This window comes from Actinoplanes sp. NBRC 101535, assembly GCF_030269225.1.
GTDB lineage: Bacteria > Actinomycetota > Actinomycetes > Mycobacteriales > Micromonosporaceae > Actinoplanes > Actinoplanes rectilineatus.
Genome location: NZ_BSSY01000002.1, coordinates 722,820 through 746,383, shown reverse-complemented (window position 1 = coordinate 746,383; position 23,564 = coordinate 722,820). Strand labels below are relative to the sequence as shown.

The 23,564-nt window shown below is 71.3% G+C and carries 20 protein-coding genes; 10 read left to right on the top strand and 10 right to left on the bottom strand.

The window, feature by feature from the left end; genetic code table 11:
• The first annotated feature begins 133 nt into the window (after positions 1-133).
• The gene (locus QSK32_RS08470; RefSeq protein ID WP_285471588.1) at positions 134-1,561 is read left to right on the top strand and encodes an AfsR/SARP family transcriptional regulator; all 1,428 of its coding nucleotides are present in this window, start codon (positions 134-136) and stop codon (positions 1,559-1,561) included.
• 152 nt (positions 1,562-1,713) lie between these two features.
• Here the strand turns inward: QSK32_RS08470 and QSK32_RS08465 are convergent, their stop codons facing one another.
• From QSK32_RS08465 to QSK32_RS08450, 4 genes are read right to left on the bottom strand one after another with little or no spacing between them, the layout of a single operon-like run.
• Entirely contained in the window at positions 1,714-2,313 is a 600-nt protein-coding gene (locus QSK32_RS08465; protein ID WP_045742337.1) for a GTP-binding protein, read from the bottom strand.
• Positions 2,294-2,686 carry a DUF742 domain-containing protein gene (locus QSK32_RS08460; protein ID WP_045742336.1) on the bottom strand — a complete coding sequence of 131 codons (393 nt, stop codon included), beginning with the start codon at positions 2,684-2,686 and terminating at the stop codon, positions 2,294-2,296. The genes QSK32_RS08465 and QSK32_RS08460 overlap by 20 nt, the downstream gene beginning before the upstream one ends.
• Entirely contained in the window at positions 2,676-3,098 is a 423-nt protein-coding gene (locus QSK32_RS08455) for a roadblock/LC7 domain-containing protein (RefSeq protein ID WP_045742335.1), read from the bottom strand. Before QSK32_RS08455 ends, QSK32_RS08460 begins: the two co-directional genes overlap by 11 nt.
• Positions 3,095-5,959 carry a sensor histidine kinase gene (locus QSK32_RS08450; RefSeq protein ID WP_285471587.1) on the bottom strand — a complete coding sequence of 955 codons (2,865 nt, stop codon included), beginning with the start codon at positions 5,957-5,959 and terminating at the stop codon, positions 3,095-3,097. Before QSK32_RS08450 ends, QSK32_RS08455 begins: the two co-directional genes overlap by 4 nt.
• Positions 5,960-6,313: 354 nt before the next feature.
• On the opposite strand from QSK32_RS08450, the gene QSK32_RS08445 reads away from it, so the two are divergent.
• From QSK32_RS08445 to QSK32_RS08435, 3 genes are all read left to right on the top strand, one after another.
• Positions 6,314-6,988: a hypothetical protein gene (locus QSK32_RS08445; RefSeq protein ID WP_045742333.1), complete on the top strand. Its 675-nt coding sequence runs from the start codon at positions 6,314-6,316 to the stop codon at positions 6,986-6,988.
• A gap of 11 nt (positions 6,989-6,999) precedes the next feature.
• Positions 7,000-7,977, top strand: coding sequence for a hypothetical protein (locus QSK32_RS08440; RefSeq protein WP_285471586.1), 978 nt, complete (start codon positions 7,000-7,002; stop codon positions 7,975-7,977).
• A 145-nt stretch (positions 7,978-8,122) separates the two neighbouring features.
• Positions 8,123-8,440, top strand: a complete 318-nt coding sequence (locus QSK32_RS08435) for a hypothetical protein (protein WP_285471585.1) — start codon at positions 8,123-8,125, stop codon at positions 8,438-8,440.
• Between the two features lie 317 nt (positions 8,441-8,757).
• On the opposite strand, the gene QSK32_RS08430 is transcribed toward QSK32_RS08435, so the two are convergent.
• On the bottom strand, positions 8,758-10,842 hold the full coding sequence (locus QSK32_RS08430; RefSeq protein WP_285471584.1) for a M48 family metallopeptidase: 2,085 nt from the start codon (positions 10,840-10,842) through the stop codon (positions 8,758-8,760).
• Between the two features lie 90 nt (positions 10,843-10,932).
• On the opposite strand from QSK32_RS08430, the gene QSK32_RS08425 reads away from it, so the two are divergent.
• Positions 10,933-12,198 (top strand): cytochrome P450, encoded by a 1,266-nt coding sequence (locus tag QSK32_RS08425; protein WP_285471583.1) that lies wholly within the window; start codon positions 10,933-10,935, stop codon positions 12,196-12,198.
• On the opposite strand, the gene QSK32_RS08420 is transcribed toward QSK32_RS08425, so the two are convergent.
• The gene (locus QSK32_RS08420; RefSeq protein WP_285471582.1) at positions 12,168-13,634 is read right to left on the bottom strand and encodes a beta-N-acetylhexosaminidase; all 1,467 of its coding nucleotides are present in this window, start codon (positions 13,632-13,634) and stop codon (positions 12,168-12,170) included. The two genes, QSK32_RS08425 and QSK32_RS08420, sit on opposite strands and share 31 nt — an antisense overlap.
• Here QSK32_RS08420 and QSK32_RS08415 point away from each other — a divergent pair.
• Both QSK32_RS08415 and QSK32_RS08410 read left to right on the top strand, forming a co-directional pair.
• On the top strand, positions 13,633-14,169 hold the full coding sequence (locus tag QSK32_RS08415; protein WP_045742329.1) for a GNAT family N-acetyltransferase: 537 nt from the start codon (positions 13,633-13,635) through the stop codon (positions 14,167-14,169). The two genes, QSK32_RS08420 and QSK32_RS08415, sit on opposite strands and share 2 nt — an antisense overlap.
• Positions 14,170-14,180: 11 nt before the next feature.
• Positions 14,181-14,723: a GNAT family N-acetyltransferase gene (locus QSK32_RS08410; RefSeq protein WP_052720457.1), complete on the top strand. Its 543-nt coding sequence runs from the start codon at positions 14,181-14,183 to the stop codon at positions 14,721-14,723.
• A gap of 240 nt (positions 14,724-14,963) precedes the next feature.
• Here the strand turns inward: QSK32_RS08410 and QSK32_RS08405 are convergent, their stop codons facing one another.
• Positions 14,964-15,944: a helix-turn-helix transcriptional regulator gene (locus tag QSK32_RS08405; protein ID WP_285471581.1), complete on the bottom strand. Its 981-nt coding sequence runs from the start codon at positions 15,942-15,944 to the stop codon at positions 14,964-14,966.
• 53 nt (positions 15,945-15,997) lie between these two features.
• Between QSK32_RS08405 and QSK32_RS08400 the strand changes: the two genes are divergently transcribed.
• Together QSK32_RS08400 and QSK32_RS08395 are read left to right on the top strand one after the other, a co-directional pair.
• On the top strand, positions 15,998-17,083 hold the full coding sequence (locus tag QSK32_RS08400; protein WP_045742327.1) for a magnesium and cobalt transport protein CorA: 1,086 nt from the start codon (positions 15,998-16,000) through the stop codon (positions 17,081-17,083).
• 247 nt (positions 17,084-17,330) lie between these two features.
• Complete coding sequence (locus tag QSK32_RS08395) at positions 17,331-19,916, top strand: lipopolysaccharide biosynthesis protein (RefSeq protein ID WP_285471580.1); 2,586 nt, start codon at positions 17,331-17,333, stop codon at positions 19,914-19,916.
• A 258-nt stretch (positions 19,917-20,174) separates the two neighbouring features.
• Here the strand turns inward: QSK32_RS08395 and QSK32_RS08390 are convergent, their stop codons facing one another.
• Positions 20,175-20,942 (bottom strand): hypothetical protein, encoded by a 768-nt coding sequence (locus tag QSK32_RS08390; RefSeq protein WP_285471579.1) that lies wholly within the window; start codon positions 20,940-20,942, stop codon positions 20,175-20,177.
• Between the two features lie 216 nt (positions 20,943-21,158).
• Here QSK32_RS08390 and QSK32_RS08385 point away from each other — a divergent pair, with 216 nt between their 5' ends.
• Complete coding sequence (locus QSK32_RS08385; protein WP_045742325.1) at positions 21,159-21,494, top strand: PRC-barrel domain-containing protein; 336 nt, start codon at positions 21,159-21,161, stop codon at positions 21,492-21,494.
• Positions 21,495-21,504: 10 nt separating this feature from the next.
• On the opposite strand, the gene QSK32_RS08380 is transcribed toward QSK32_RS08385, so the two are convergent.
• Both QSK32_RS08380 and QSK32_RS08375 read right to left on the bottom strand, forming a co-directional pair.
• Positions 21,505-22,533 (bottom strand): 3-oxoacyl-ACP synthase III family protein, encoded by a 1,029-nt coding sequence (locus QSK32_RS08380; RefSeq protein WP_045742324.1) that lies wholly within the window; start codon positions 22,531-22,533, stop codon positions 21,505-21,507.
• Between the two features lie 100 nt (positions 22,534-22,633).
• Entirely contained in the window at positions 22,634-23,545 is a 912-nt protein-coding gene (locus QSK32_RS08375) for an MHYT domain-containing protein (protein WP_285471578.1), read from the bottom strand.
• Positions 23,546-23,564 lie beyond the last annotated feature (19 nt).

Sequence of the window (23,564 nt, the reverse complement as noted above, 5' to 3'; positions counted from 1 at the left end):
CAACGGGGTGAACGGTGCCTGACGCATCGAAGACTCGACGCCCCCGCTGCCATCGCTCTGCGGCTATGCTGCGGCAGACTGCCGTTCCGCTGCCATGTCACGTCAGTGCTGGTCACAGGGGGTGGATGGGCTGGTGAGTGACGGCCCGCGATTCGAGATCCTGGGCCCGGTGCGGGCCTTCCGCGGCCCGGTGGCCCTCGATCTGGGGCCGGCGAAACAGCGCGCGGTGCTCGCCGTCCTGTTGCTGGAGCCGGGCCGTCCGGTGCCGGTCCGCCGGATCGTCGACGCGGTCTGGGGCGACGGCCCGCCGGAGAACGGCACCAACGTCGTGCAGAAATACGTCGCCGGGTTGCGCCGGGCACTGGAACCGGACCGGGAACTGCTCGCCCTGACCGACGGCGGTTATCTGCTACGGGTTCCGGAGGGCGCCCTGGACCTGGACGCGTTCCGGTCCGCGCTGACCCTGGCCGCCCAACAGCACCGGGCAGGCCGGCTCACGGACGCCGCCGGGCTGGTCAGGGGTGCCCTGGACATGTGGCACGGCGAGCCGCTCGGCGGTCTCACCGGGCCGGTCTTCGAGTCGGCGCGGATCCGTCTCGCCGAGGAACGGGCCACGGCCGGGGAACTCTGGTCCACGATCGAGCTGGATCGCGGCAACGCGTCCGCCGTCGTCGCCGGGCTGAACCGGATGATCCAGGAGTTTCCGCTGCACGAGGGTCTGCGGGTGCAGTTGATGATCGCGCTGGAGCGCAGTGGCCGACAGGCCGAGGCGCTGGCCGCGTTCCGTGACGCCCGGGAGTTCTTCCTGGACGAGCTGGGTGCCGAACCCGGCGCGCGGATGCAGGCGGAACACCGCCGGATCCTGCGCACCGAGGCGTTCACCCCGGCCGAGGAGAGGCCCGGCACGCCGCTCGGGGAGACCGATCAGCCGGAGAGAGGCCGGCCCTGGCTGGAGATGGCCGCCGCCGCCCTGGCCCCGATCGTGCTCTGCGCCCTCGGATCCTGGATCTATTTCGGGTACGCCGCCGCGCAGCGCCGCAGCCTGCGGGAACTTCTGTTCGCCGCCGGCTACCTGGCCGGATCGGTGACCGTCCTGGTGCTGCTCCTGATCGACCCCAGCCCGGTGGACAGCAGCGACCTCAGCCGCGCCGAGGAGATCGGACTGCTGCTGGTCCCGGTGCTGTCCCTGACCGCCTCGGCACACGGCGTCGTCCTCGCCGCGCACCCCGGCGACAACCATCAGGCGCGGGCCCGGCGGGAACTGGCCCGGCACTTCGCCGCCACCGACCCGGCCGGTGCGCGGCAGGCCGGCATCGGGCGGCCCGACCTGCTGCGGCCGTTCGACGACGGCGGGCTGGTCGACCTCAATCACGCGCCGGTGCAGGAGATCGCCCGGATGCCCGGGGTCGGGCCGGGGCCGGCGCGCCGGATCGTCGCCGGGCGGCCGTACACACGGCCGGAGGAACTCGCCGATCGCGGACTGCTGCCGCGGCGGGTGCTGCACCGGATCCGGCGGTGGCTGATCTGCGTACCGCCGGATCCGTCCGGGCGAGGTGTCTAGACATGTTTCGAGGTCAGGGCGCCGAAGCCCGTCCGCATGGTGACTTCAGCCGCGCCGTGCACCCCCAGTCACCACACCCGACGTGGAACGTGGTGACTTCAGCCGCGCCGGGCATCCCCAGTCACCACACGGACGCTGACCACGAAACGTGTCTAGCGGCTGGCGGCCGACGCGTACTGACGGCGGGCGACGTACTCCACCAGTTCGATCAGCACGTTGCGGGCGGCGGCCTGGTCACGGGCGTCGAAGAGCACGACCGGCACACCCGGGTCCAGGTCGAGCGCCCGGGCCACCGCGTCCGGCGAGAAGCGGTTCATCGCGTCGAAGCAGTTCACCGCCACCACGAACGGCGTGCCCCGCTGCTCGAAGTAGTCGATCGACGGGAAGCAGTCGGCCAGCCGGCGGGTGTCGGCGAGCACCACCGCGCCGAGCGCGCCCTGTGACAGCTCGTCCCAGAGGAACCAGAAGCGGTCCTGCCCGGGTGTGCCGAACAGGTACAGCTGGAGGTCGTCGGTGATGGTGATCCGGCCGAAGTCCATGGTGACCGTGGTGGTGGTCTTGCCCTCGACGCCGGAGACGTCGTCGGCACCGTCGGCGGCGGTGAGGACCTCCTCGGTCTGGAGTGGCCGTATCTCACTCACCGACCCGACCATGGTGGTCTTTCCGGCGCCGAAACCCCCCGCGATGAGGATCTTCAGAGCGACGGGGATGCGCGACGAGCCGCCGTTGCGGTCAGAGCGCACGGAGTCCATTGACAACCGCCTTGAGTACGTCGACGTCGTGCGGCTGGGTGGCCGCCGGGGGTTCGTACAGCGAGATGAGACCCGCTGAGCGTAGATCACCGAGAAACACCCGGACCACGCCGATGGAGAGGTCCAGCTGGGACGCCAGTTCGACGACCGAGATCGGCTCCCAGGCGGCGGCCACGATGGCGTGGTGCTCGGGTTGCAGGGACGGACTGCCGGCCGGCAGGTCCGGTACCGTGGCGACGACGAAGGCGACCAGGTCGAACTCCCCGTCCGAGGGGGCGACCCGGCCCTGCGTCATCGCATACGGGCGGACCACCGGGCCCGCGTCGTTGTCCAGCCAGTCGTGTGGGGTCACACGCGGCTGCTCAGAGAGCATCGGACGGTGCGAAGACCGTCCGCTCCGGAGCGCTCATCGTCTGTCCCACCCGTGTGACAAGCATGGCCATCTCGTACGCGATCAGGCCGAGGTCGGCGTCGGCCGAGGCGAGCACCGCCAGGCACGCTCCGGATCCGGCGGCCGTGACGAAGAGGAAGGCCTCCTCCATCTCCACCACGGTCTGCCGGACCTGACCTGCCCGGAAGTGCCGGCTCGCGCCCTTGGCGAGGCTCTGGAAGCCGGCCGCCATGGCCGACAGGTGTTCGGCATCCTCGCGGTCCATCGCGGCGGAGGCGCCGAGCATGAGCCCGTCGGCCGAGAGGACCACGGCCTGCTGTGCCGTCGGCACCCGTTCGACGAGGTCGTCGAGGAGCCAGGTGAGGTTCGCGCTCTGCTTCGTCTGTGCCACTATGCGTCCTTCTCCAGCCTGAGATTCTCACCGGGATCGCCGGCGCGGTCGCCGGCCGCGCCCGTGTCCGTCCCGGATGGTGCTTTCTCCCGCGCCGCCGCGACATCCACGAGGGCCGGGAAACTGACGGTAGCCGCTGCGGAAAATGCCGTTCCGTCCGGATCAGCGGCGTTTCCGGTGCCCTGCGGCGCGGGGGTCGAGGCTTCGACACGGGCTGCTGCGACACGGCCACGGTTGGTGCCCAGCTGCAGTGCACTCATGATCGTGCGGACCTGTTCCGGGGACCGGGCCGGCGCGGCAGCGGACGGCTGGGCCATCGGCTGGCGTAGCTGCGGGGCGAGACTGGCCTGGCGTACCCGACGGGGCAGGTTGTCGTCGGTGGCGGCGACGGGCATCGCAGCGGTGATCTCGTCCGGCTCGCCGGGACCGGCGTCCGGCTCCCCGGCCGCGACAGGCTCGGAGCCCCGCGGCACCGAACGCAACGGCTGTACCACGGTCGGCTCGTCGATCGGCTCGTCGATCGCGGCGGGCCCGGAACCGCGGGGAACCGCGCGTACCGGCTGCACCATGGTCGGCTCCTCTGCCGCGGCGGACTCGGAACCGCGGGGAACGGCCCGGGGTGGCGGTGGCACGGCGGCCGCCGTCCCCGAGTTGCGCGGCACCGACCGGGCCTCGGTGTCCTCCACCGGCTCGGTCTCGATCTGCTGGGGAACCCGCTTCACCCGGCGCCGCTGGACCAGGCCGTCGGCGCTCAGCTCGGGGGCGACCACGCTCGGCGCCGGGCCGGTCGGGTCGACCGCCGGAACGGGCGTCGGCACCTGTGCCGTGGCGCGGTTGCCGTTGACCGGAACCTCCTGCAGCTCCTCGCCACCCTGCCACTGCAGTTCCGCGAGAGAGCCCCGGGCCGGGTCACTGGTGCCCGTGCCGACCAGCGGCGCGTTCCAGCCCTTCTCCGGGCCGCTCGGGCCGCCGGAGGACCCGGTCCGCGGGCCCGCGGTGACGAGCTCGCCGGGCACCAGCACGATCGCGGTCACACCGCCGTACGCCGACGCGCGCATCGAGACCCGGATGTTGTGCCGGTTCGCCAGCTGGGCCACCACGAACAGGCCGAGACGGGCGCTGTCGGCCGGGTCGAACTCCGGCGGCTCGGCGAGACGGCGGTTCGCCTCGGTGATCGCGTCGGGCTCCATGCCGAGCCCGCGGTCCTCGATCTCGATCGCGTAGCCGTTCGGCAGCACCTGCCCGACCACCTGCACCCGGGTGTGCGGCGGCGAGTACGACGCGGCGTTCTCGATCAGCTCGGCGAGCAGGTGGATCACGTCGCCGACGGCCCGGCCGAGCAGCGCGGAGGACGTCACGGCCCGGATGTCGACCCGTTTGTACTCCTCCACCTCACTGATCGCGCCGCGGATCACGTCGATCACCGGGACCGGGTTGCGCCAGCCGCGGCCGGGTGCCGCGCCGGCCAGGATGACCAGGTCCTCGGCGTGCCGCCGCATCCGGGTGGCCAGGTGGTCGACCCGGTAGAGGTCCTCCAACTCCCGCGGCTCGGTCTCCCGGCGCTCCATCTTGTCGAGCAGCGAGAGCTGGCGGTGCAGCAGCGTCTGGCTGCGCCGGGCGATGTTGAGGAACACCTCGTTGATGCCGCGGCGGACGTTGGCCTCGTCGACCGCGGACTGCACGGCGGTCCGCTGTACGTCGCTGAACGCGTGCCCGAGCTGGCCGATCTCGTCCCTGCCGTACTCCAGCGGAGGCGTCTCCACGTCGACGTCGACGGCCTCGCCCCGCTGCAGGCGCTGGACCACCGAGGGCAGCCGCTCCGAGGCCAGTTCCAGGGCCTCGCGGCGGAGCCGGATCAGCCGGCCGACGATCGAGCGGCCGACCCGGACCGACACCCAGATCGACAGGACAAGGGCGACCAGGCCGAGCAGTCCGGAGAGGGCGAGCCAGAGCAGCACGCTGAAGGCCACCGGGATGGCGTCCTGGGAGACCTCGTCGACCACCCGCGTCCCGAAGTTGCGCAGCTCCTGCGACACATAGTCGTAGGTGGGCTGCCAGCGGGAGCCGGAGACCGGCGGCGCGCCACCGGCGTAGCTCTGCCCGATCAGCATGTTCTGCATGATGTCGAGCTCGATGAAGGTCGGATGGGTGATCAACCGGGAGTAGTCGCCCTGCGCGTCGGCGGGCATGTCGGCCACACCGGAGGCGATGAGGTATCGCGAGGTGCTGATGTCCTCGATCATCGTCTCGCGGGCGACGGCGTCGATGCGGCCCTCGGTGTTGGCGCCGGCCAGCACCGCGTCCACCCGGCTCAGGTACTCCTGGCCGCGCAGCGCGCCGATCAGGCCGCGGACCTCACGGTCGACCCGTTCCTCGAAGAAGACCGCCGCGGTGCTGAACACCTCGAATCCGGCGTCGATCGCCCGGTTGAAGTCCTGCACGGCGTTGAGCAGCGTGATGCTGCGCTGGTCGATCTCGGTGCGGGTGTCCTGCACGTCCTCGAGCCGGTCGAGCAGGTCGGTGACCCGGCTCTGCACCGCCTCGTCGAGATCGGCGCCGGAGACCGCCTTGCGGAACTCGGCGCCGACGGTGTCGGTGGCCGCGCGCTCACGGGCCAGTTCGGTGCGGGCCGGGCGTTCGGCGGAGATGTAGATGGTGGAGAAGTGCCGCTCCCGCTGCAGCTGGGCGATCAGGCGCAGGCCCGGGTCGCCGAGCTGGTGCACCGCGTCCCGCGCGTTGAGCAGGGTCACGGCCGGACCGGAGGTGGCCACGATCGCGAAGATCCACAATGCGAAGAGCGCGGTGAGCGGCACGGCGCTCATCGCGATGATCTTCGAACGGATCGACCAGTTGCGGCTTCTCATCAGGCTCCGCCCGAGGGGTTCGGCAGGAAACGATCAACGCGCCCGCCGGCGTGCGGACCGATCAGAAAGGGACGGTCGACACGTCTGAGTGACGCGCTCCGGCAGAATACGTAATGACGTCCATCTCAGCTAGCTCTCGGTGACACCAGATCCTAGGCTTAGATCCCGTTTGTCCAGCCAGATTGGCACGCGATCTTTTTGCGAGATCGTCGGGGTTACGACAGCGGAGCGAGGCGGCGTCAACAAAGCGCCACCGTCCGTGATGTACCCGCCCGACTTCTGACGGGTTTCGTCGATAGGGATTGGTGAGTGGGTGCGGGTGGGAATACCTCCTTACGAAGAAGGAGGGACCAGATGTCCGCCACCGCCACCATCGTCCTGATCATCGTCGTTCTCCTGGTGCTGGCCGCGATCGTCCTCGGTGTCCGGGCCACGCGGCGACGCCGGCTCCAGCAGACCTTCGGCCCGGAGTACGACCGCGTGGTCGCCGACACCGGCAACCGCACGGAGGCCGAGCGCGAACTGCTCGAACGCACCAAGCGGCACGCGCAGCTCGAGCTCACGCCGCTCTCCGCGGAGTCCCGCGCGAAGTACTCGGCCGCCTGGGAAGAAGTGCAGATCCGCTTCGTCGACGACCCGAAGGAAGCCGCCGAGACCGCCGACGAGCTGGTCACCCGGCTGATCGCCGAGCGCGGGTACCCGACCGGCGACTACGACGAGCGCCTCGCCGACCTCTCCGTCGAGCACGCCGCCACCCTGGAGCACTACCGCGCCGCGCACGAGATCACCGCGCGCAGCAAGAACGACGAGACCGAGACCGAGGACCTGCGCCAGGCGCTGGTCCACTACCGCTCGCTCTTCGCCGACCTGCTCGGCGAGGAACCGGTGCGGTCCACCACCCCGGCGCCGCGACCGGCCACAGAGGACACGCCCGGAACCGGTGCGACCACGCGCGTCGTGCACGACACTGAGAACACCTCCACCGAATCCGGCGTCGCCCGCCCGCGGCCCGACGCCACCAGCCGCTGAGGAGCCCCACGATGCGCTTCTTCTCGAACGAGGCCAAGGACAACGACACCGACCAGCGCACCGACGACGATCGCACGGAGCCGTTGCGCACCGAGCCGTCGACGGTTCCGCAGCAGCGCGCCGGCTCCCCGTGGCAGCACGGCCCGGCGGACAACGCCGTCAAGGACGAGCAGGACGACCGGACCGTCGCCTTCAGCAGCGGCGCGGCGCAGGACCGGGCCGGCTCGCAGGACCCGACCGTCGCGATCAACGACACCGGCCGGAGCGACACGGACCGGCTCGACAGCGACCGGCTCGACACCGGCAACGACAGCGACCGGCTCGACACCGACCGGACCGTCACGGACCGGCTCGACACCGACCGGACCGACGCGGACGCGGACGTGGACAAGACCGCTCCGCTGAACGACGGCCGCCACCGCCAGGAGAACGACGCCGACGACACCGGCGCCGGGACCTCGTGGGCCGGCCCGACGGTCACCCACCCCGACGAGGCCGGCGTCACGGACGCCGGCGTCAAGGACTCCACGGTCAAGGACTCCACGGTCAAGGACGCCGACGAGGCGAAGCGGGACGACGAGCCGGTGGACCTGCCGCTCGACGACCACGACACCCCGAAGGACCGCGTCGAGGACCCCGCGCCGGTCGACACCACCCCGGCCGTGGTGACGCCGGTGACGCCGGTCGAGGAGACCCCGGTTGCGGAGACCCCGAAGGAGACCACGATCTCCGGTCCGGCGCCCTTCTTCCCCGAGTCGGACACCCAGGCCCTGCGCGAGCGCTGGCGTGACGTGCAGCTGCGGTTCGTCGACGACCCCAAGGCCGCCACCTCGGACGCCGCCACCCTGGTGGACGAGGCCGTCGACAAGCTCACCACCGCGCTCAAGGAGCACCGCGGCGCGGTCGTCAAGGGCGAGGACGACACCGAGGGTCTGCGGGTCGAGCTGCGCAGCTACCGCGACATCCTGGACCGCCTGCTGGGTCTCTGAGGACCGCCACCGATCCCCGGCCGACGGAGGATCGACGGCACGGAAGCCGAAAAAAGGAGCTCCGAGTTCGGGGCTCCTTTTTCATGACTCCTGGACGTCGGGTGCCGGCTCCGCCGAGAAGGCCGGCTCCGCCGAGGTGGGCCCGGTGGAGACCGGGCCGGACGACGCCGACGGCTCCGGTGGTGCGGGTGGTGGGCTGCTCGACGGCGGGACCGACGCCGAGACGGAGACCGGTGGCGACACCGACGGGCTCCGGGTGATCGACACCGACACCGACACCGTCGGCGAGGCGGACGGCCGGGCCGGGGGCGGCGTCGTCGCCCGCGCCCGCGGTGTCGCCGATGACGGGCGGGCGGTGTGGTCCGTGACGGCGTCGATCGAGTCGGCGGTCTCCCCGGCCCCGACCCCGCCGAAGTCCCTGTCGTTGTCCTGCAGTTGTTCGCCGACCGTGTTGGGACGTTGATCCGGCGCGATGGTCACGGTGCCCAACTGGGCGCCCAGCCAGAGAGCCGGACCGATTCCGATCGCCACGATGGTCCCGAACGCGAGCAACGGCCCTCGCTCCATGAGCGCCTCCCCGGACGTCGAGACGATCGTCGCGCCTCACCCGGGACCGTGCTACCCATTCCGGGCAATGCCGAAGCGAACAATCGCCGAGGTTATTGTGACCCAAAGTGACGTAAGAGTTACTCCTGCGTCGCAGACACGACTCGGCTCACTCCGGTGTACGAAACCGGTCCCCGGGCGGGTTCACCGGCGCCCCCGATCAGGGCACCCGATTCAGCGCGATCCGGTCAGATAGGCGACCGTGTCGTCCCACGCGGCCCACCCGCCCGGCAACTCGTCCGCGTCGAGAGCCGGTTTCAGGGTCATGCTCCCGCCGTCCCGCAGTCCGATCACCCAGCCCTTGCGCCGTCCGGGCAGGGTGGTCACCCCGGCCACGTCGGCGAACGGCACGAATCGGCCGTCTCCGTGGCGTTCGGGCTTCGGCTCGTCCTTCGGCACATCCTTGGGCCCGTCCGTCACCTCGGTCTTCGGGTCCGTCACCCCGGCCTTCGGGTCCGACTCCTTCCCGGCCTTCGGCTCGGTGGGCGCCGGAACCCCGGGCGACGACGGCACCCCGTCCGACGCGATCCGGGTGAGCCGTTTCTTCGCCTCGATCACCCGGCCACGCGGCAGCCCCGGCACCAGGAACAGACCACGGTCGGTGATCAGCAGATCGGTCCGCTCCCCGTCCGCCGACAACCCGACCAGACCGCCGAGCACCTGCGCCCGGGCGGCGGCCGTGGCACCCGCCGGGGCGGCCAGGTCGACCCCGATCTGCGCGAAGTACTCCCGCACCGACCCGACCATCTCCGGCACCGCGGCCGCCTGGGACAACTCGGCGAGGTTCAGGTAGGCGCCCTGCACCCCGACCACCTCGGCGGCACCCGTCCAGCTGTGCCGCCACCGGACCACACCACTGCGCAGGGCGGCCAGCGCGAACATCAGCCCGAGCAGTTCCACGATCCGTTCGGTGGTCTGCTCGGCCGGCTCCTCCGGGAAGATCGATTCGGCGGCGGTGCGCAGCCGCCCGTCGGCCGCCAGTTCGAGGACGCTCGCGGCGTCGGTGACCGTCGTGCCCGCGGCCCGGGAGATGGTGGCGAGCGCGGCGTCGGCCTCCCGCTCCATCTCGGTGGTGCGCGCCACGCTGAGGCATTCGTCCCAACTGACGACGGTACGCCCGCGCGGCGGGAACGCCACGGCCTGCAGGGCGCGGCCGAGCGCGGGTAGGTCCGGCACCAGGTCCCCGGCCGGTTCGGCCGTCTCGTCCGATGTCGATGCCGAGCTCTCCGGTGCGGATTCCGAGGAAGCGGATTCCGAGGAGGCAGAGGGAGCGGGAGAGGGGGCGGAGGGAGGAGAGGAAGGATCGGAGACAGCGCCCGACGGCTCCGGGGCGGGAGCCGTCAACGCCGCCAGACGCTCGGCCATCGACGGATGCGTGTCCCACGCCCCGTTCGCCTCCGGCTGCTGCGTCCGCAGCATCTCCATCTCGCCGGTCCGGGCCGCCAGCACCCGCAGCAACCCGCCGAAGACGTCGTCCGGCACGTAACCCGCCTGCCAGCCCGGCCCGAGGTACTCGGCGTGGAACAACCGCTGCATCCCGGCCAGCGCCGGCAGGTCCCGGATCGCGGTGACCGCCGCCTCCGTCCCGGCGTGCGCGGCGGCGATCCGGTCCGCCGCCAGCTCCTGGGCCCGGCTGAACGGAGCGTCCACCCGCCGGTAGAACCCCGCGTACGCCCGGAGCACCACCCCCGCCGGATTGCGCCGGGAGATCCGCGGCACCTTCCGGCCCACCACGATCCGCCCCCGGTACGCCAGCGGCGCCCACCGTCCGAGCTTCGGCGACCCGTGCGCCAGTTCGTGCGCCACGGCGGCCCGCAGCGTCGCCGGTTCCCACGCCTGCAGCAGGGGCAGACCGAGGTAGAGGTCGCGCCGCCCGCCGACGAGTCCCAGGGCACGGGCGCGTTCGCCGAGCACCAGGGTCGCGTCGGCCACCACGGTCACCCCGTCGGGAGCCGGCACACCCGCCGCCTTCGCCGCGCCGTCGATCAGTTCCCACAGCTGCGGCGCGCGGTCCCGGGGCACCACCGCACCGGCCGGCACCCGCATCCGGGTGTGCACGGCACGCCAGGTCGCGTACGCCAGTGCGCCGAACGTGGCGATGCTCAGCGGCACGCCGGCACGCAGCGCGAACGTGCTCGGCAGCAGCTTCAACACGATCCAGAGGGCGAGCAGCACCAGGGCGAGTTGCAGCCCCGCGACCACCAGGAATCCGGCCAGCGCGGCAGCCGACCTGGCCGCCGCCCGTGCGTCGTTGCTCAAGCCGCTCTCCTCCTTCGAACCGGGCCCCCAGGGTAGGTGCCCGGTCTGCCCGGCGCGTTTCGCGTCCGCGCAGCAGGAAATACGAGCGATATGGCCGACCTGGATCAGACTCTCGCGCTCGCTCTCAAGGGCTACGCCTGGCTGCCCGATCTGCGCCGCCGCTCGCCCGGCGAGCCGGTGCGGATCCGCGTCATGGGGCAGCCCGCCGTGGTGATCTGCGGACCCTCCGCGGCGCGGTTCTTCTACGGCCACGGCAATCTGGAGCGGCACTCGGCGCTGCCCGGGCTCGTGGTCCGCACGCTCTTCGGCCGGGGTGCCGTGCACACCCTGGACGACGAGGCGCACCGGCACCGGAAGGCGCTGTTCACGTCGCTGCTGCTCGGCGATGGGATCGAGCGGCTGGCCGGGCTGGCCGGTACGGCTTTCGACGAGGCGGCGCCGCGATGGCGGGGCGAGACGCCGGTCCGGCTCTTCGACGCGACGGCCGGTGTCCTGACGACGGCCGTGTCGCGCTGGGTCGGCGTACCCCAGAAGGAGCGTGAGCGTGCCGTCCTGGCCTCCGATCTGATCGCGATGGTGGACGGTTTCGCCACGGTGGGTCCGCGTGCCGCGCGGGCCATGATCGCGCGGCGGCGGCAGGAGCACCGCTTTTCAAAGATCATTGCGGGGGTACGCTCCGCGCCCCCGACCTCGGACCCGTTGTCGGTGATCGCGCACCACACCGACGACGGCGAACTGCTGGATCCGCGGACCGCGGCGGTGGAACTGCTCAACATCATCCGGCCGACCGCGGCGGTGACCTGGTTCGTCACGTTCGCCGCGCATGCTCTCGACCGCTGGCCGCGGCATCTGGAACCGTTGCGGGCCGGCGACGAGGAGCACATCCGGGCGTTCGTGCACGAGGTGCGCCGGTTCTACCCGTTCGCGCCGTTCCTCGGTGGGCGCGCCACCCGTGACCTGTACTTCCGCGGTGAGCCGATCGCCGCCGGGACGCTGGTGCTGCTCGACGTCTACGGCCAGAACCACGACCCGGAGCTGTGGGAGGACCCCTACCTGTTCCGGCCGGAGCGTTTCGCCGGCCGGGTGCTCGGCGAGTTCGACCTGATCCCGCAGGGCGGCGGTGATCCGCGGACCGGGCACCGCTGCCCCGGCGAGCAGATCACCATCGCCCTGCTGGAGACCCTGCTGCCGCGGCTGGCCCGGCTCGACCACTACCTGCCGCCGCAGAACACCGACATCGATCTCAGCCGGATCCCGGCCCGGCCGCGCGACCGTATCCAGATGGTCTTCCCGGACTGGGCGCCGGCCCGGGACCACGCCGCCCGTCAGCGCCAGTCGATCTCCGGCGACCGGTAGTAGTCCACCCCGGCCGCGTCCCAGCGCGGACCGTACGCCGCGAGCCGTTCCCGGAACGACGGCCAGTCCCGGGCGGCCCGCGGCGACCAGGCCACCTCGGCGACCGCGGGCAGCCGGGGGAACGTCATCCGGTGGACGTCGTCCACGCTGCGCAGCGTCTCCGACCAGAGCGGCGCCTCGACCCCGAGCAGCGACTCCTCGCCCACGCCGGGCAGGCGGTCGGCCGGGTCCCAGTCGTACGCCCGCTCGACCCCGATCAGTCCGGCCCAGTCCAGGCCGAGCGGGGTGTCCGCGTCGTACTTCATGTCCAGGTAGACCCGGTCGGCCGGGGACATGATGACGCGCCGGCCCTCGGCGGCGGCCCGGGCCGTGCCCGCGTCGTCCGCCTCCGGCCGCCAGTACTGGACGACCACGTGGTCCGGCAGGTCCACGGCGGCGATCTCGTGCCAGCCGATGACGGTTTTGCCGTACTTCGCCGGTATCGGCAGGACCCGTTCGAGGAAGGCGCGGTAGTCGGCGGCCGGTGTGGAGTGGCACTCGTCGCCGCCGATGTGCAGGTACGGCCCCGGGGTCAGGTCGGCGACCGTGCGGATGACGTCCTCGACGAAGGCGTATGTCGTCTCCGGGCCGGCCGGCAGCGAGCTGTATCCGACCGCCGTGTCGGTGCGCGGCGCGACCGGCTGCCCGTCCGCGGTGAGTTCCGGGTAGGCCACCTGGGCGGCGTTGACGTGGCCCGGCATGTCGATCTCCGGGACGATTCCGACGAACCGGTCGGCGGCGTACGCGACGACCTCCGCGTACGCCGCGGTGGTCAGGAAGCCCGGTCCGGCGCCGTCGACGCCGGTGCCCGGTCCGCCGCCGATCTCGGTCAGACGGGGCCGCCCCGGGATCTCCAGCCGCCAGCCCTGGTCGTCGGTCAGGTGCAGGTGGAGGTGATTGATCTTGAACGGGACGAGCTGGTCGATGTGCGCCTTGATCTCGTCGACGGTGAAGAAGTGCCGGGCCAGGTCGAGCATCGCCCCGCGGTACGGGAACCGGGGACGGTCCTCGATCACGCCACCCGGGAGTACGCCACCGCTCTCCAGCTGGAGGACCGTCTGGACGCCCCAGAACAGCCCCTGCGGGCTGCCACCGGTCAGGGTCACCGCGCCGGCCGTGATCTCCAGCCGGTACGCCTCGGCGCCCAGACCCGGATCCAGTGACAACCGGATCGATCCGCCGTCACCGGTGGTGACCGGCAGTCCGGTCGCCGTGCTCAGGCCGGCGGCGAGACGGCCGGCGACCGCCTCGGCCTCGGGGACCGTGCTCACCCTCGTACTCGAAACGATGGTGAATGTCGTGGTGGTGACCGGCCGCACCACGGCCGGGACCGGGATCACATCGCCTAGCTGCTTCGTCGGAAGAGGCACTCCCAGGACTCTAAACTGTTTTGCCATGACGATCACCACGCGTCACGGCGTCATCGGCGATGACCAGCTGTTGCGCGACCTGGCGGCACGAACGTTCGGTCTGGCATGTCCCCCCGGCACCGCGCAGAGTGACATCGACGAATTCCTCGCGGCGCACCTGTCCGCGGACAACTTCGCCCACTACCTCGCCGACCCGAACCGGATCATCCTGCTGGTGTCCGACAGCGATCAGGTGGTCGGTTACTCCATGCTGGTCCTCGGCCCGATCGCCGATCCGGACGTCACCGCGGTGATCGACGAGGCGACCAGCGTCGAGCTGAGCAAGTTCTACGTCGCCGAGGAGTCGCACGGCAGCGGCGCGGCGAGCGTGCTGATGGCCGAGACACTCGACGTGGCGTCCAAGATCGGCGCGCGGTCCTGCTGGCTGGGCGTCAACCAGCAGAACGAGCGGGCGGCGAGGTTCTACACCAAGCACGACTTCGCGATCGTCGGGACGAAGCGTTTCCTGGTGGGCTCGGACTGGCACGACGACCACATCCGGCGTCGCGAGTTGGGCGCCTGAGGCCCGGCGCGATGGCATCGGTCCGGGCCGCGCACGACGGCGACGTCGCGGACATCCACGACATCTGCCTGCGGGCCTACGTCGCTACCTACGACGGCGTCGCCCCCGAGTCGTACTGGCGCCGGATGCTCGCCGAGCACTACACCCCCGCCCGGGTGGCCAAGTCGATCGCCGCGCAACCGCCGGGCTGGCTGGGATATCAGGTCGTCGAGGAGTCCGGCCGGGTCCGGGGGTTCGCCGCCGGCGGCCTGGTCCCCGCGTCGGCCTTCCCCACCTCCCCATCGGAGGTCCTGGGTGAGCTGCACGTGCTCTACCTGGACCCCGAGGACCTCGGCCGGGGTCTGGGCACCCTCCTGCTGGACCGGGTGACCGGCCAGTTGCGCAACCGGGGCGCGACCGCCATCGGCGCCGCCGCCCTGGCCGGCAACACCAAGGCCATCCCGTTCTACCAGGCACGGGGATTCACGCCGATCGGCCGCCGCCGGGCCGCGGGCTCCAGCGAGGCCGAGGACGTCTGGTCGGTCCTGTTGCTCCGCCGGCTCTCGCCGAAATGACTTGAGATTTATATAAGCGTGGAGTCATAACTTTACGCGGAATTGTCGCACCCGGGCGCTACTTTCTCTCCTGCGGACCGGCGCCACGGGGGCACCGGTCCGTCCACGCTCGACAGCGAGGCGCTGCTCGGCCGTGCCCGGACGGCGGGACCCGCCGGGCACGCGACCGGCCCGGCGGCCTCGTCGGCGAGCAGGCCTGGGGCATCGGAGTCCCCTCCCCATCCGATGCCCCGAGGCCGGTCATCCCGCCGCGTGTCGGCCCGGCGGCCGGGCGCCCCGCAGCAGGGTCTCGGCCACCCTGCCGACGTGCTCACGCAACTCGGGCGGCGACTCCACCGTGAACGGTGCGCCCAGCACCCCGAGCACCATCACCGGCCACCCCAGATCGTCGACGCTCATCCGGATCCGGCACCGCGCCCGGTCCGTCAGCGGTTCCACCTTCGTCCAGTCGCCCATCACGGCGCGTACCCGTTCGGCCGGCGCCGCCACCACGACGGAGACGTCGTACCGGTTCGGGAGGGTGGCCAGCCGCTCGCGAATCCAGGCCACCGGGTCGCCGCCCGGCAGCTCCCGCGGACGGAACCGCGCCCCGGCCGGCTCCGGATCCGTCAGCCGGTCCAGCCGGAAATTGCGCCAGTCGCCGCGGTCCAGGTCCCAGGCCACCAGGTACCACCGGCGCCCCAGCGACACCAGACGGTGCGGCTCCACGTACCGGCGCATCGGCTCCCCACCGGAGGCGGTGTGCGTGAACCGCAGACGCTCCTCGCCCCGGCACGCCAGCGCGATCGTGGTCAGCACCCCCGGATCCAGGATCGGGCCGTCACCGGGGACCGCCGGCGCGGTCACCGCCCGGACCGCGTCGACCCGGCGGCGCAACCGGGGCGGCAGCAGCTGGATCACCTTGGCGAGGGCACGGACCGAGGTCTCCTCGAACCCCGCCACCGAACCGGCGGCGGCACTGCGCAGTCCGACCACGATGGCGACCGCCTCCTCGTCGTCGAGCAGCAGAGGCGGCACCGCCGCCCCCGCCTGCAGCTGGTAGCCACCGGCCACACCACGGCTGGCATCGACCGGATAGCCCAGGTCACGGAGCCGGTCCACGTCACGGCGCAGGGTGCGGGGGCTGACCTCGAGACGGCCGGCCAACTCCGCGCCGGGCCAGTAACGGTGGGTCTGCAGCAGGGACAGCAGCCTCAGCATCCGGGCACTGGTGTTCGCCATGCCCGCAAGGATCCCGCGGATTACGGCCGGAACCCGACCGCTACCTTCTCCCGATGCGGCGGATCCTCATCGTGCCGACGGCACGCCGATTACTCGAAGGACTCACCCGGCCGGTGATCGCGGCACCGGCCCCGCACGGCACCCGTGCGGACGCGGTGGTGGACTGCGCGATCTACCAGGCGGGCGGGCGCCGGCCCGGCGCGCCGCCCTTCCGGGAGGCGGCCCGGATCGCCCGGCGCCGGCGGGGCGCGTTCGTCTGGCTGGGCCTGCACGAGCCGGACCGGGCGGCGATGGACGCGGTGGCCGAGGTGTTCGGCCTGCACGAGCTACTCGTCGAACAGGCGGTGGCCGGCGGGCACCGGCCCGGGGTGGAGAAGGTCGGCGAGGTGACCCGGCTGGTGCTGCGGACCGCGCGCTACGTCGAGCACGACCGGCTCACCGCGACGTCCGAGGTGGTGGAGACCGGGGACGTGACGGTGCTGATCGGCCCGTGGTTCGCGATCACCGTGCGGCACGGTCCGGTGGGCGCGCTGCGGGCGGTCCGCACCGAGCTGGAGTCCCGTCCGGAGGTGCTGTCCCAGGGGCCGTGGTCGGTCGCGTACGCGGTGGGCAGCCGGATGGTGGACAGCTACCTGGAGGTCGCCGAGCACGTGGAGAGCGACCTGGACCGGATCGAGGAGGAGACCTTCGCGGCCGTCCGCACGTCCGACTTCGCCCACCTCTACCAGCTGAAGCGGGAGATGGTGGAGTTCAAGCGGGCGGTGCTGCCGCTCGCCGATCCGCTGTCCCGGCTGCTGGAGGACCCGGCGCTGCCCGCAGGGCTGCTCCCCTACCTGGTGGACGTGCGGGGCCGGCTCGCACGGGCGGTGGACCGGGTGGCCGGTTTCGACGACCTGGTGAACTCGATCCTGCAGGCCCGGCTGACCCAGGTGTCGGTCGACCAGAACCACGACATGCGCAAGATCGCCGCATGGGCCGCCATCGCCGCGGTGCCGACCGTGATCGCCGGGGTGTTCGGGATGAATTTCGAGCATTTCCCGGGACTCGCCTCGCCGTACGGTTTCCCGGGGTCCGTCCTGGCGATGCTGCTGATCGGTGGATTCCTGTACTGGAAGCTGCGAAAGGGCGGTTGGCTGTAGCAACCATGATCACTGACGGTTACAGAGATGAAGGTCACAGTCTCGACGCGCGCCGGATTCGCCCGCGATGCGCGAGTTGAGGACCCCCAACGTGGTGCACTCATTCAACCTTCCGGGTGATGGCAACCACCGATACGGCTAGTCTCCACACCGGACGGTTGGCGAACCCCGGGCGTCTTGCCGTAGCCCACGAACACGGCGAGTTACTAGTTTTTGTGACTGCGTCGATCTTTGGGGGATTTTCGGAATGACGGCAACCGACGCCGCACCGCAGCACGCGGAGTCGCCGGGTAAAAGCGGCATATTCGCGGCCCTCAAGGGCCACGTCGACCTCTTCTTGAACGCCGGCTCGCTGATGGCGACCACCCTTCTCACCTCGCTCTTCGGCTTCGCGTACTGGTGGGTCGCCGCCCGCGTCGCACCGATCGACGCGGTCGGCGAGGCGTCCGCCGCGGTCGCGGCCATGACGACCATCGGCACCATCGGCATGTTCGGCATGGGCACCATGCTGATCGGCGCGCTGCCGAGCATCCCCCGCGGCAAGTGGGACCTGATCTCCACCTGTCTGCTGACCGCGGGCACGGTGGCCACGGTGGGCGGCATCGCGTACGTGGTCGTCGCCGACCTGTGGATCCCCAGCCTGCGGGAGGCGTTCGGCGGCACCGCCGGCATGATCCTGCTGATCGTCGGCATCGCGCTGAACGCGATGACCCTGGTGCTCGACGAGGCCATGGTCGGCCTCCTCCAGGGCCCGCTGCAGCTGATGCGCAACGCCTGGTTCTCGGTGATCAAGCTGGTGCTGCTGGCGCTGGCGGCCCTGCTGCCGTTCACGCTGACCGGCGAGATCCTGCTGCTGACCTGGGTGGCCGGCATCGTCATGTCCACCGCGATCCTGTTCCGCACCCTGCGCAAGCGCGGCATGATCGACTCGATGCGGCCCCGGCCCGGCCTGATGCGCGGCCGCGGCAAGGCCACCTTCGACCACAACCTGCTGAACCTGGCGACCTACCTGCCCCGGGCGGCACTGCCGCTGGTGGTGACCGCGACCCTGTCGAAAGAGGTGAACGCGGCCTTCTACACCGCGTTCATGGTGCTGTCGTTCCTGGCGATGGTCCCCGGCAACGTGGCGATCACGCTGTTCGCGGTGACCGCCGGCGACAAGGCGGCCCTGCGCAGCAAGGTCCGTGTCGGCCTGCTGATCTGCCTGATCGTCGGACTGCCCGCGGCACTGGTCGTCTACGGGCTCAGCGACTTCATCATGTCGCTGTTCAGCTCTCAGTACGCCGACCTGGCCGGCAACGCCCTGGCCATCCTGACGCTGTCGTACCTGCCGTTCGTCTTCCACCACTTCTTCCTGGCGATCTCCCGGGTGCAGAACCGGCTCCGCGGCGCCGGGATCTTCGCCTGCTTCGCCGGTGTGGCCGAGTTGGGCGCCGCCTGGTACGGCGGCACCACCGGCGATCTGGACACGCTGGTCACCGCGGTCGTCGTGGTGATGGCGATCGAGATGGTGCTGGTCGCCCCGATGGTCCTGAAAGTCGTCTTCGCCCCTGTCGTCGACATGTCCGCTGCGGCGGAGGGAGTAAACGTCGTGTCCACCACCAGCATGACCCTGCGCGAGCGGTCCTGGCTGCCGCTGGAGTACATCCGCACCGTCGGCCCGCTCACCGGGGTCACCGCGGACCGGGTACGCCACGCACTGATCGGCCTGCACGCCGCCGACCCGACCCACCGCGCCGTCTCCCGGCTGGACCGGTCCGGCGCCCGCTGGCAGCACATGGACGCCGCGTCGTTCGCCGCGTTCGTGCAGCACGCCGTGACCGACCTGGGCCCCGGCCCGGTGGACTTCGACGCGATGACCCGACAGCTGCAGTCCGAGCCGCGGGCCCACCACCCGCTGCGGATCCTGGTCGGCGGCGGCTACTTCGCCCTCAAGGTGTCGCACGCGTACGGCGACGCCGGCCCGGTCGGCACCCTGGTGCACGAGCTGGTGCAGGCCGCCTACGAGCAGCGCCCAGCCAGGATCGCCCCGTCCCGGCGGCACCGCACGGCCCTCGTGAAGGCGTGGTGGAAGCAGTTCGGACTGCAGCCCGGCCGCTGGAAGGAGGGCCTGAGCTTCGCCCGCCCGCCGCACCCGGAGGAGTCGGCGACCCGCCCGTGGCAGGCCGACCTGACCGTCCGCACCGCCCGCTCCGGCCGGGTCCTCGGCCAGATGCGCGGCTGGCGCGACGACCACGCCCCCGGCGTCACCACGTCGGCCATCACGTTCGCCGCGTTCACCTCGGCCCTGATCGAACTCGGTCTGCGCCCCGACCTGCGCGGCGGCACGTTCCTCGCCGACGCCCGCCGGTACCTGGACAAGGGCGTCAGCATCGACAGCAACTTCTGCATGGGCCCGTTCCTGACCCCGCAGAGCCTGACCGACCCGCTCGCCATCCACACGACGCTGAAGGCGGAACTGGCCACCGGCCGGATCCTCACCATGCTGCTGCTGCGTGAGGGCAAGATCCTGCTGACCGGCGCGCCCGGCATGCCGGACCCGTACCCCACCGAGGCCCCGGTCGAGCCCCGCCCCAGCCTGACCTTCAGCAACCAGGGACGGCACGACTTCCTCAGCGATCTGCCGTGGGCGGTCGAACCGGCCGGCCGGATCAACCAGAGCGTGCCGACGCTGAACGGCCCGGAGGGCATCACGCTGACCACCAGCGAGATGAACGGCGTCCTGCACCTGGAGGCCACCTTCCACGCCAGCACGTACGACCCGGCGCTCATCGCCCGGGCCCTGGACCTGGTCTGCACCGACCCGGCCGGCCTGATCATGGCCCGCCGCTGACCGTCACAGCAGCACAGCGCCCGCGTACTCGAGCCCGGCCGGCACACCCCCCGATCGGCCGGACTCTCCCCCCGGCCGCCGGACCCTCGCGGGGTCCGGCGGCCGGCCCCTTTCCGTTCCCTCCGGAGAACGGTGAAGTGGCACCGGCTGGAAACGGCGAAGCGGCACCCGCTGGAAACGGCGAAGCGGCACCCGCTGGAAACGGCGAAGTGGCGCCCGACCGAAGTCGGACGCCACCCTCGAGCAGCCGGAATCAGATCACGGCCGCGGGGTACCTCCGTGCCAGGGGCCGCCCTGGCCGTTCTGACCCCCACCGGGCTGTCCCTGTCCGGGACCGCCCGGGCCACCCTGCATCGGCCCACCCTGGCCGGGCCCGTTCTGACCGCCGGGGCCGCCTTGGTTGTTTCCGGGCCCACCGGGACCGTTTCCAGGACCGCCGGGACCGCCTGCTCCCGGTCCGCCCGGCTGCCCCTGCCCCGGTCCGCCCGGCTGTCCCTGCCCGGGACCGCCTGGCTGGCCCTGACCCTGTCCCTGCCCGCCCGGCTGGCCCTGCCCGGGACCGCCCGGACCGCCCGGACCGCCCGGCCAGTTGTCGGCCCGCAGCACCGGCAGCGACAGCACCGCCGTCCGCGTCTGGGGCCGGGCCTTGAACCCGCAGTCGTCGTACGTCATGGTCGTCCAGAGCTGTGTCACGCCCTGCCGCTGCAGGAACGGCGTGACCCGGATCCGGGTGAAGTCGGTGCGCCCCGGGAACAATGAGTCGCCGCGGGAGAAGGTCGCCGAGCGCGCGTTCCCCGGGTAGTCGACGCGGGCCTGTTCGGCCCGGACGCGGACTTCGACGTCGCAGATGCGACGGTCGGTGCGCCAGTAGATGTTGACCCAGCTACTGGTGTTGGCCCGGACCGATTGCAGCCAGGTCGAGACGGGCTGCGGGCCGCGGGGTGCGGCGGCGGCCGGGGCCGCCGCGACCGCGAGGAGCCCGGTGGCCGCGGTGGCGAGGGCGACGATGCGCCTTGTGGTCTGCATGGGAATTCCTCCGTGCCATGTCGTCAGCCGTGAAGCCGTGCGGGAACTGGCCTGACAAAACGGACACTATGGGAATTCCGTCCATCCCATTGCAGGCTTCGCAATGTTTCGGGACAAAAGACGGATTCTGTACAAAACGTTTAGGGCGGATCGGCCGAAAAGATGATGTCCCTCACCACGTGCCGACGAGCCGGAACGCGGGTAAGGAGAAGGGTCATGACCCAGCACAGGAACACCACGTCGGAGGACCTGGGCGCGCCGGTGGCGTACCTGGTCGTCAAGAACGGGACGCCGGTCTACGACCGGTCGGGCGCCACGGTGGGCACGGTCGAACACGTGCTCGCCGACGTTCCCGAGGACATCTTCCACGGACTGCTGCTCGAGACCGGGCTCGGACACCGGTTCGCCGCGGCCGACCGGATCGACGGGCTCTTCGAGCAGGGGGTGATCGTCAGCGAACCGGCCGAGAACCTGCCCGAACCGGACGAGTCGCAGCCCGCGATGAGCGGACTGCGACGCGCCTGGGACTGGCTGATCCAGCCCAAAGGTTGATCAGAAAAGGTCAACGACCCCAGCGCAGCAGGCAGGAACCCATCGACATGCCACCACCGAAGCCGGCGAGCAGCACCAGCTGACCGTCGCGCAGCGAGCCGTTGCGTGCCGCGTCGTCGAGGGTGACCGGGATCGAGGCGCTGCCCACGTTGCCGTACCACGGCAGCGTCAGATGCGTGTGCGCGTTCTGGAAGCCGGCCGCCTCGACCAGTTCCTGCAGCATGATGCCGTTCGCCTGGTGCGGGACGAAGTGCTCGACGTCGTCGGCCTTCAGTTCGTTACGGCGCAGCAACTCGTCGAGGGCCGGCGGGACCGCGCCGGCGACGAAGTCCCGCACGCCCCGGCCGTTCATCCGGAAGTAGTGATCGCCCGCGGCCACCGTCTCGGCCGTGGGGGGCATCCGGCTGCCGCCACCCTTGACATAGATCAGGTCGTTCGCCTCACCCTTGGAGGAGAGATCGATGTCGATGATGCCGTGTCCGTCGGCAACCGAACCGACCACCGCGGCACCGGCGCCGTCGCCGAAGAGCACCGAGGTGCGCCGGTCGCCGAAGTCCAGGATGCGCGAGTAGATGTCCGACGCGATGACCAGGACGAGTGCGCCCGGGTTCGCCGCGACCAGGCCGTTCGCGATGTTCAGCGCGAAGACGAAGCCGGCGCAGACCGCGTTGACGTCGAAACAGGCGGCCTTGTCGGCGCCGATCGACTGCTGCACCAGGTTCGACGTCGGCGGCTGCGGGGAGTCCCCGGTGGACGTCGAGACGATCAGATAGTCGATGTCGGCGGCAGCGATGCCCGCCCGTTCCAGTGCCGCCTTGGCTGCGTTCGTGGCCAGGTCGGACGTGGCCTCGTGAGGCGCCGCGAACCGGCGGGCCTCGATCAAGGTCTTGCGCGACACCCATTCCGGGTCCGCATCCGGCACCAGCGTTCGCAGGTCCACATTGGTCACGACCCGCTCCGGGAGGTAAGACCCTGTCCCGAGTATGCCGACCGCCACGCGTTCCCCCGTTTGCTCGGAGCTTTCGCTTACAAGTTTCATGTTTTGCCCCACGACCCTAACCAGCGACACTGCTGTCGTGCGGATCGATCCCATGGCGGTTCGGCTGATAAAAGCCGCCCCTCCGGCCTGCGGTTCTGCTCTACTGAGGACCGCGATCGCGGTATGTCCAGTCGCCGTTACCGAGCGCTGAACGCCTCGGTCCCGGATCGGCCGGCTGACTCGGCGGGCGCTGACCCCACAGCTGCCCCGGCTGCACCCCGGTGGCGGGCGCCTGCTCCCGCGCCTCCAGACGGCTGGCCAGGTATTCCGCTGCCGCACGGTCGTCCTCGTTGGGCGCGGCCATCAGCGAATACCCCATGCCGATCACGGCGAAGAGCACCGCCGCACCGATCGGGATGAGCATGGTGGTGGCGTTCGCGCCGGACACCGAACCGAAACCGGTGTCCCGCGTCACCGACATGGCGAGCATGCCGGTGAAGTGCATGCCGTTCACCGCGACGCCCATCAGCAGCGCGGATCCGGCAATGGCCAGCGGCCGGTGCACCACCAGGGCGAGCCAGAGCGCCACCGTGGCGGCGACCACGGCGATGGCGATGGAGAGCACGACCTCCCCGCCGGCGTAGTGGATCTCGCCGTGCAGCCGCATGGCCGCCATGCCGGTGTAGTGCATCGCGGCCACCCCCAGACCGGCGAGCAGACCGCCGGCCAGGATCCGGACCTGCTGCGCGGCGGTGCCGAGCAGCGCGATGGCCAGGCCGGCGCCGACCGCGACGAACGCGATCACCGCACTGGCCACGGTCAGGCCGACGTCGTAGCGGATGGGCGTACCGTCCACCTTGAACCCGGTCATGGCCACGAAGTGCATGCTCCAGATGCCGGTCGCGCCGATCGCCACGGTGGCCAGGATCAGCCACCAGATGCGCTCGCCGGACCGCGTCGAGCCGCGCAGGCGCACCGCGGCGGTGAGCCCCAGCAGCGAGCCGAGAACGGACAGCAGATAGCTGACCGCCGGGGTAATCCATCCATGATCGAAATGGTGGATCTCCGCCATGACGCCGTCCCTCTCGCTC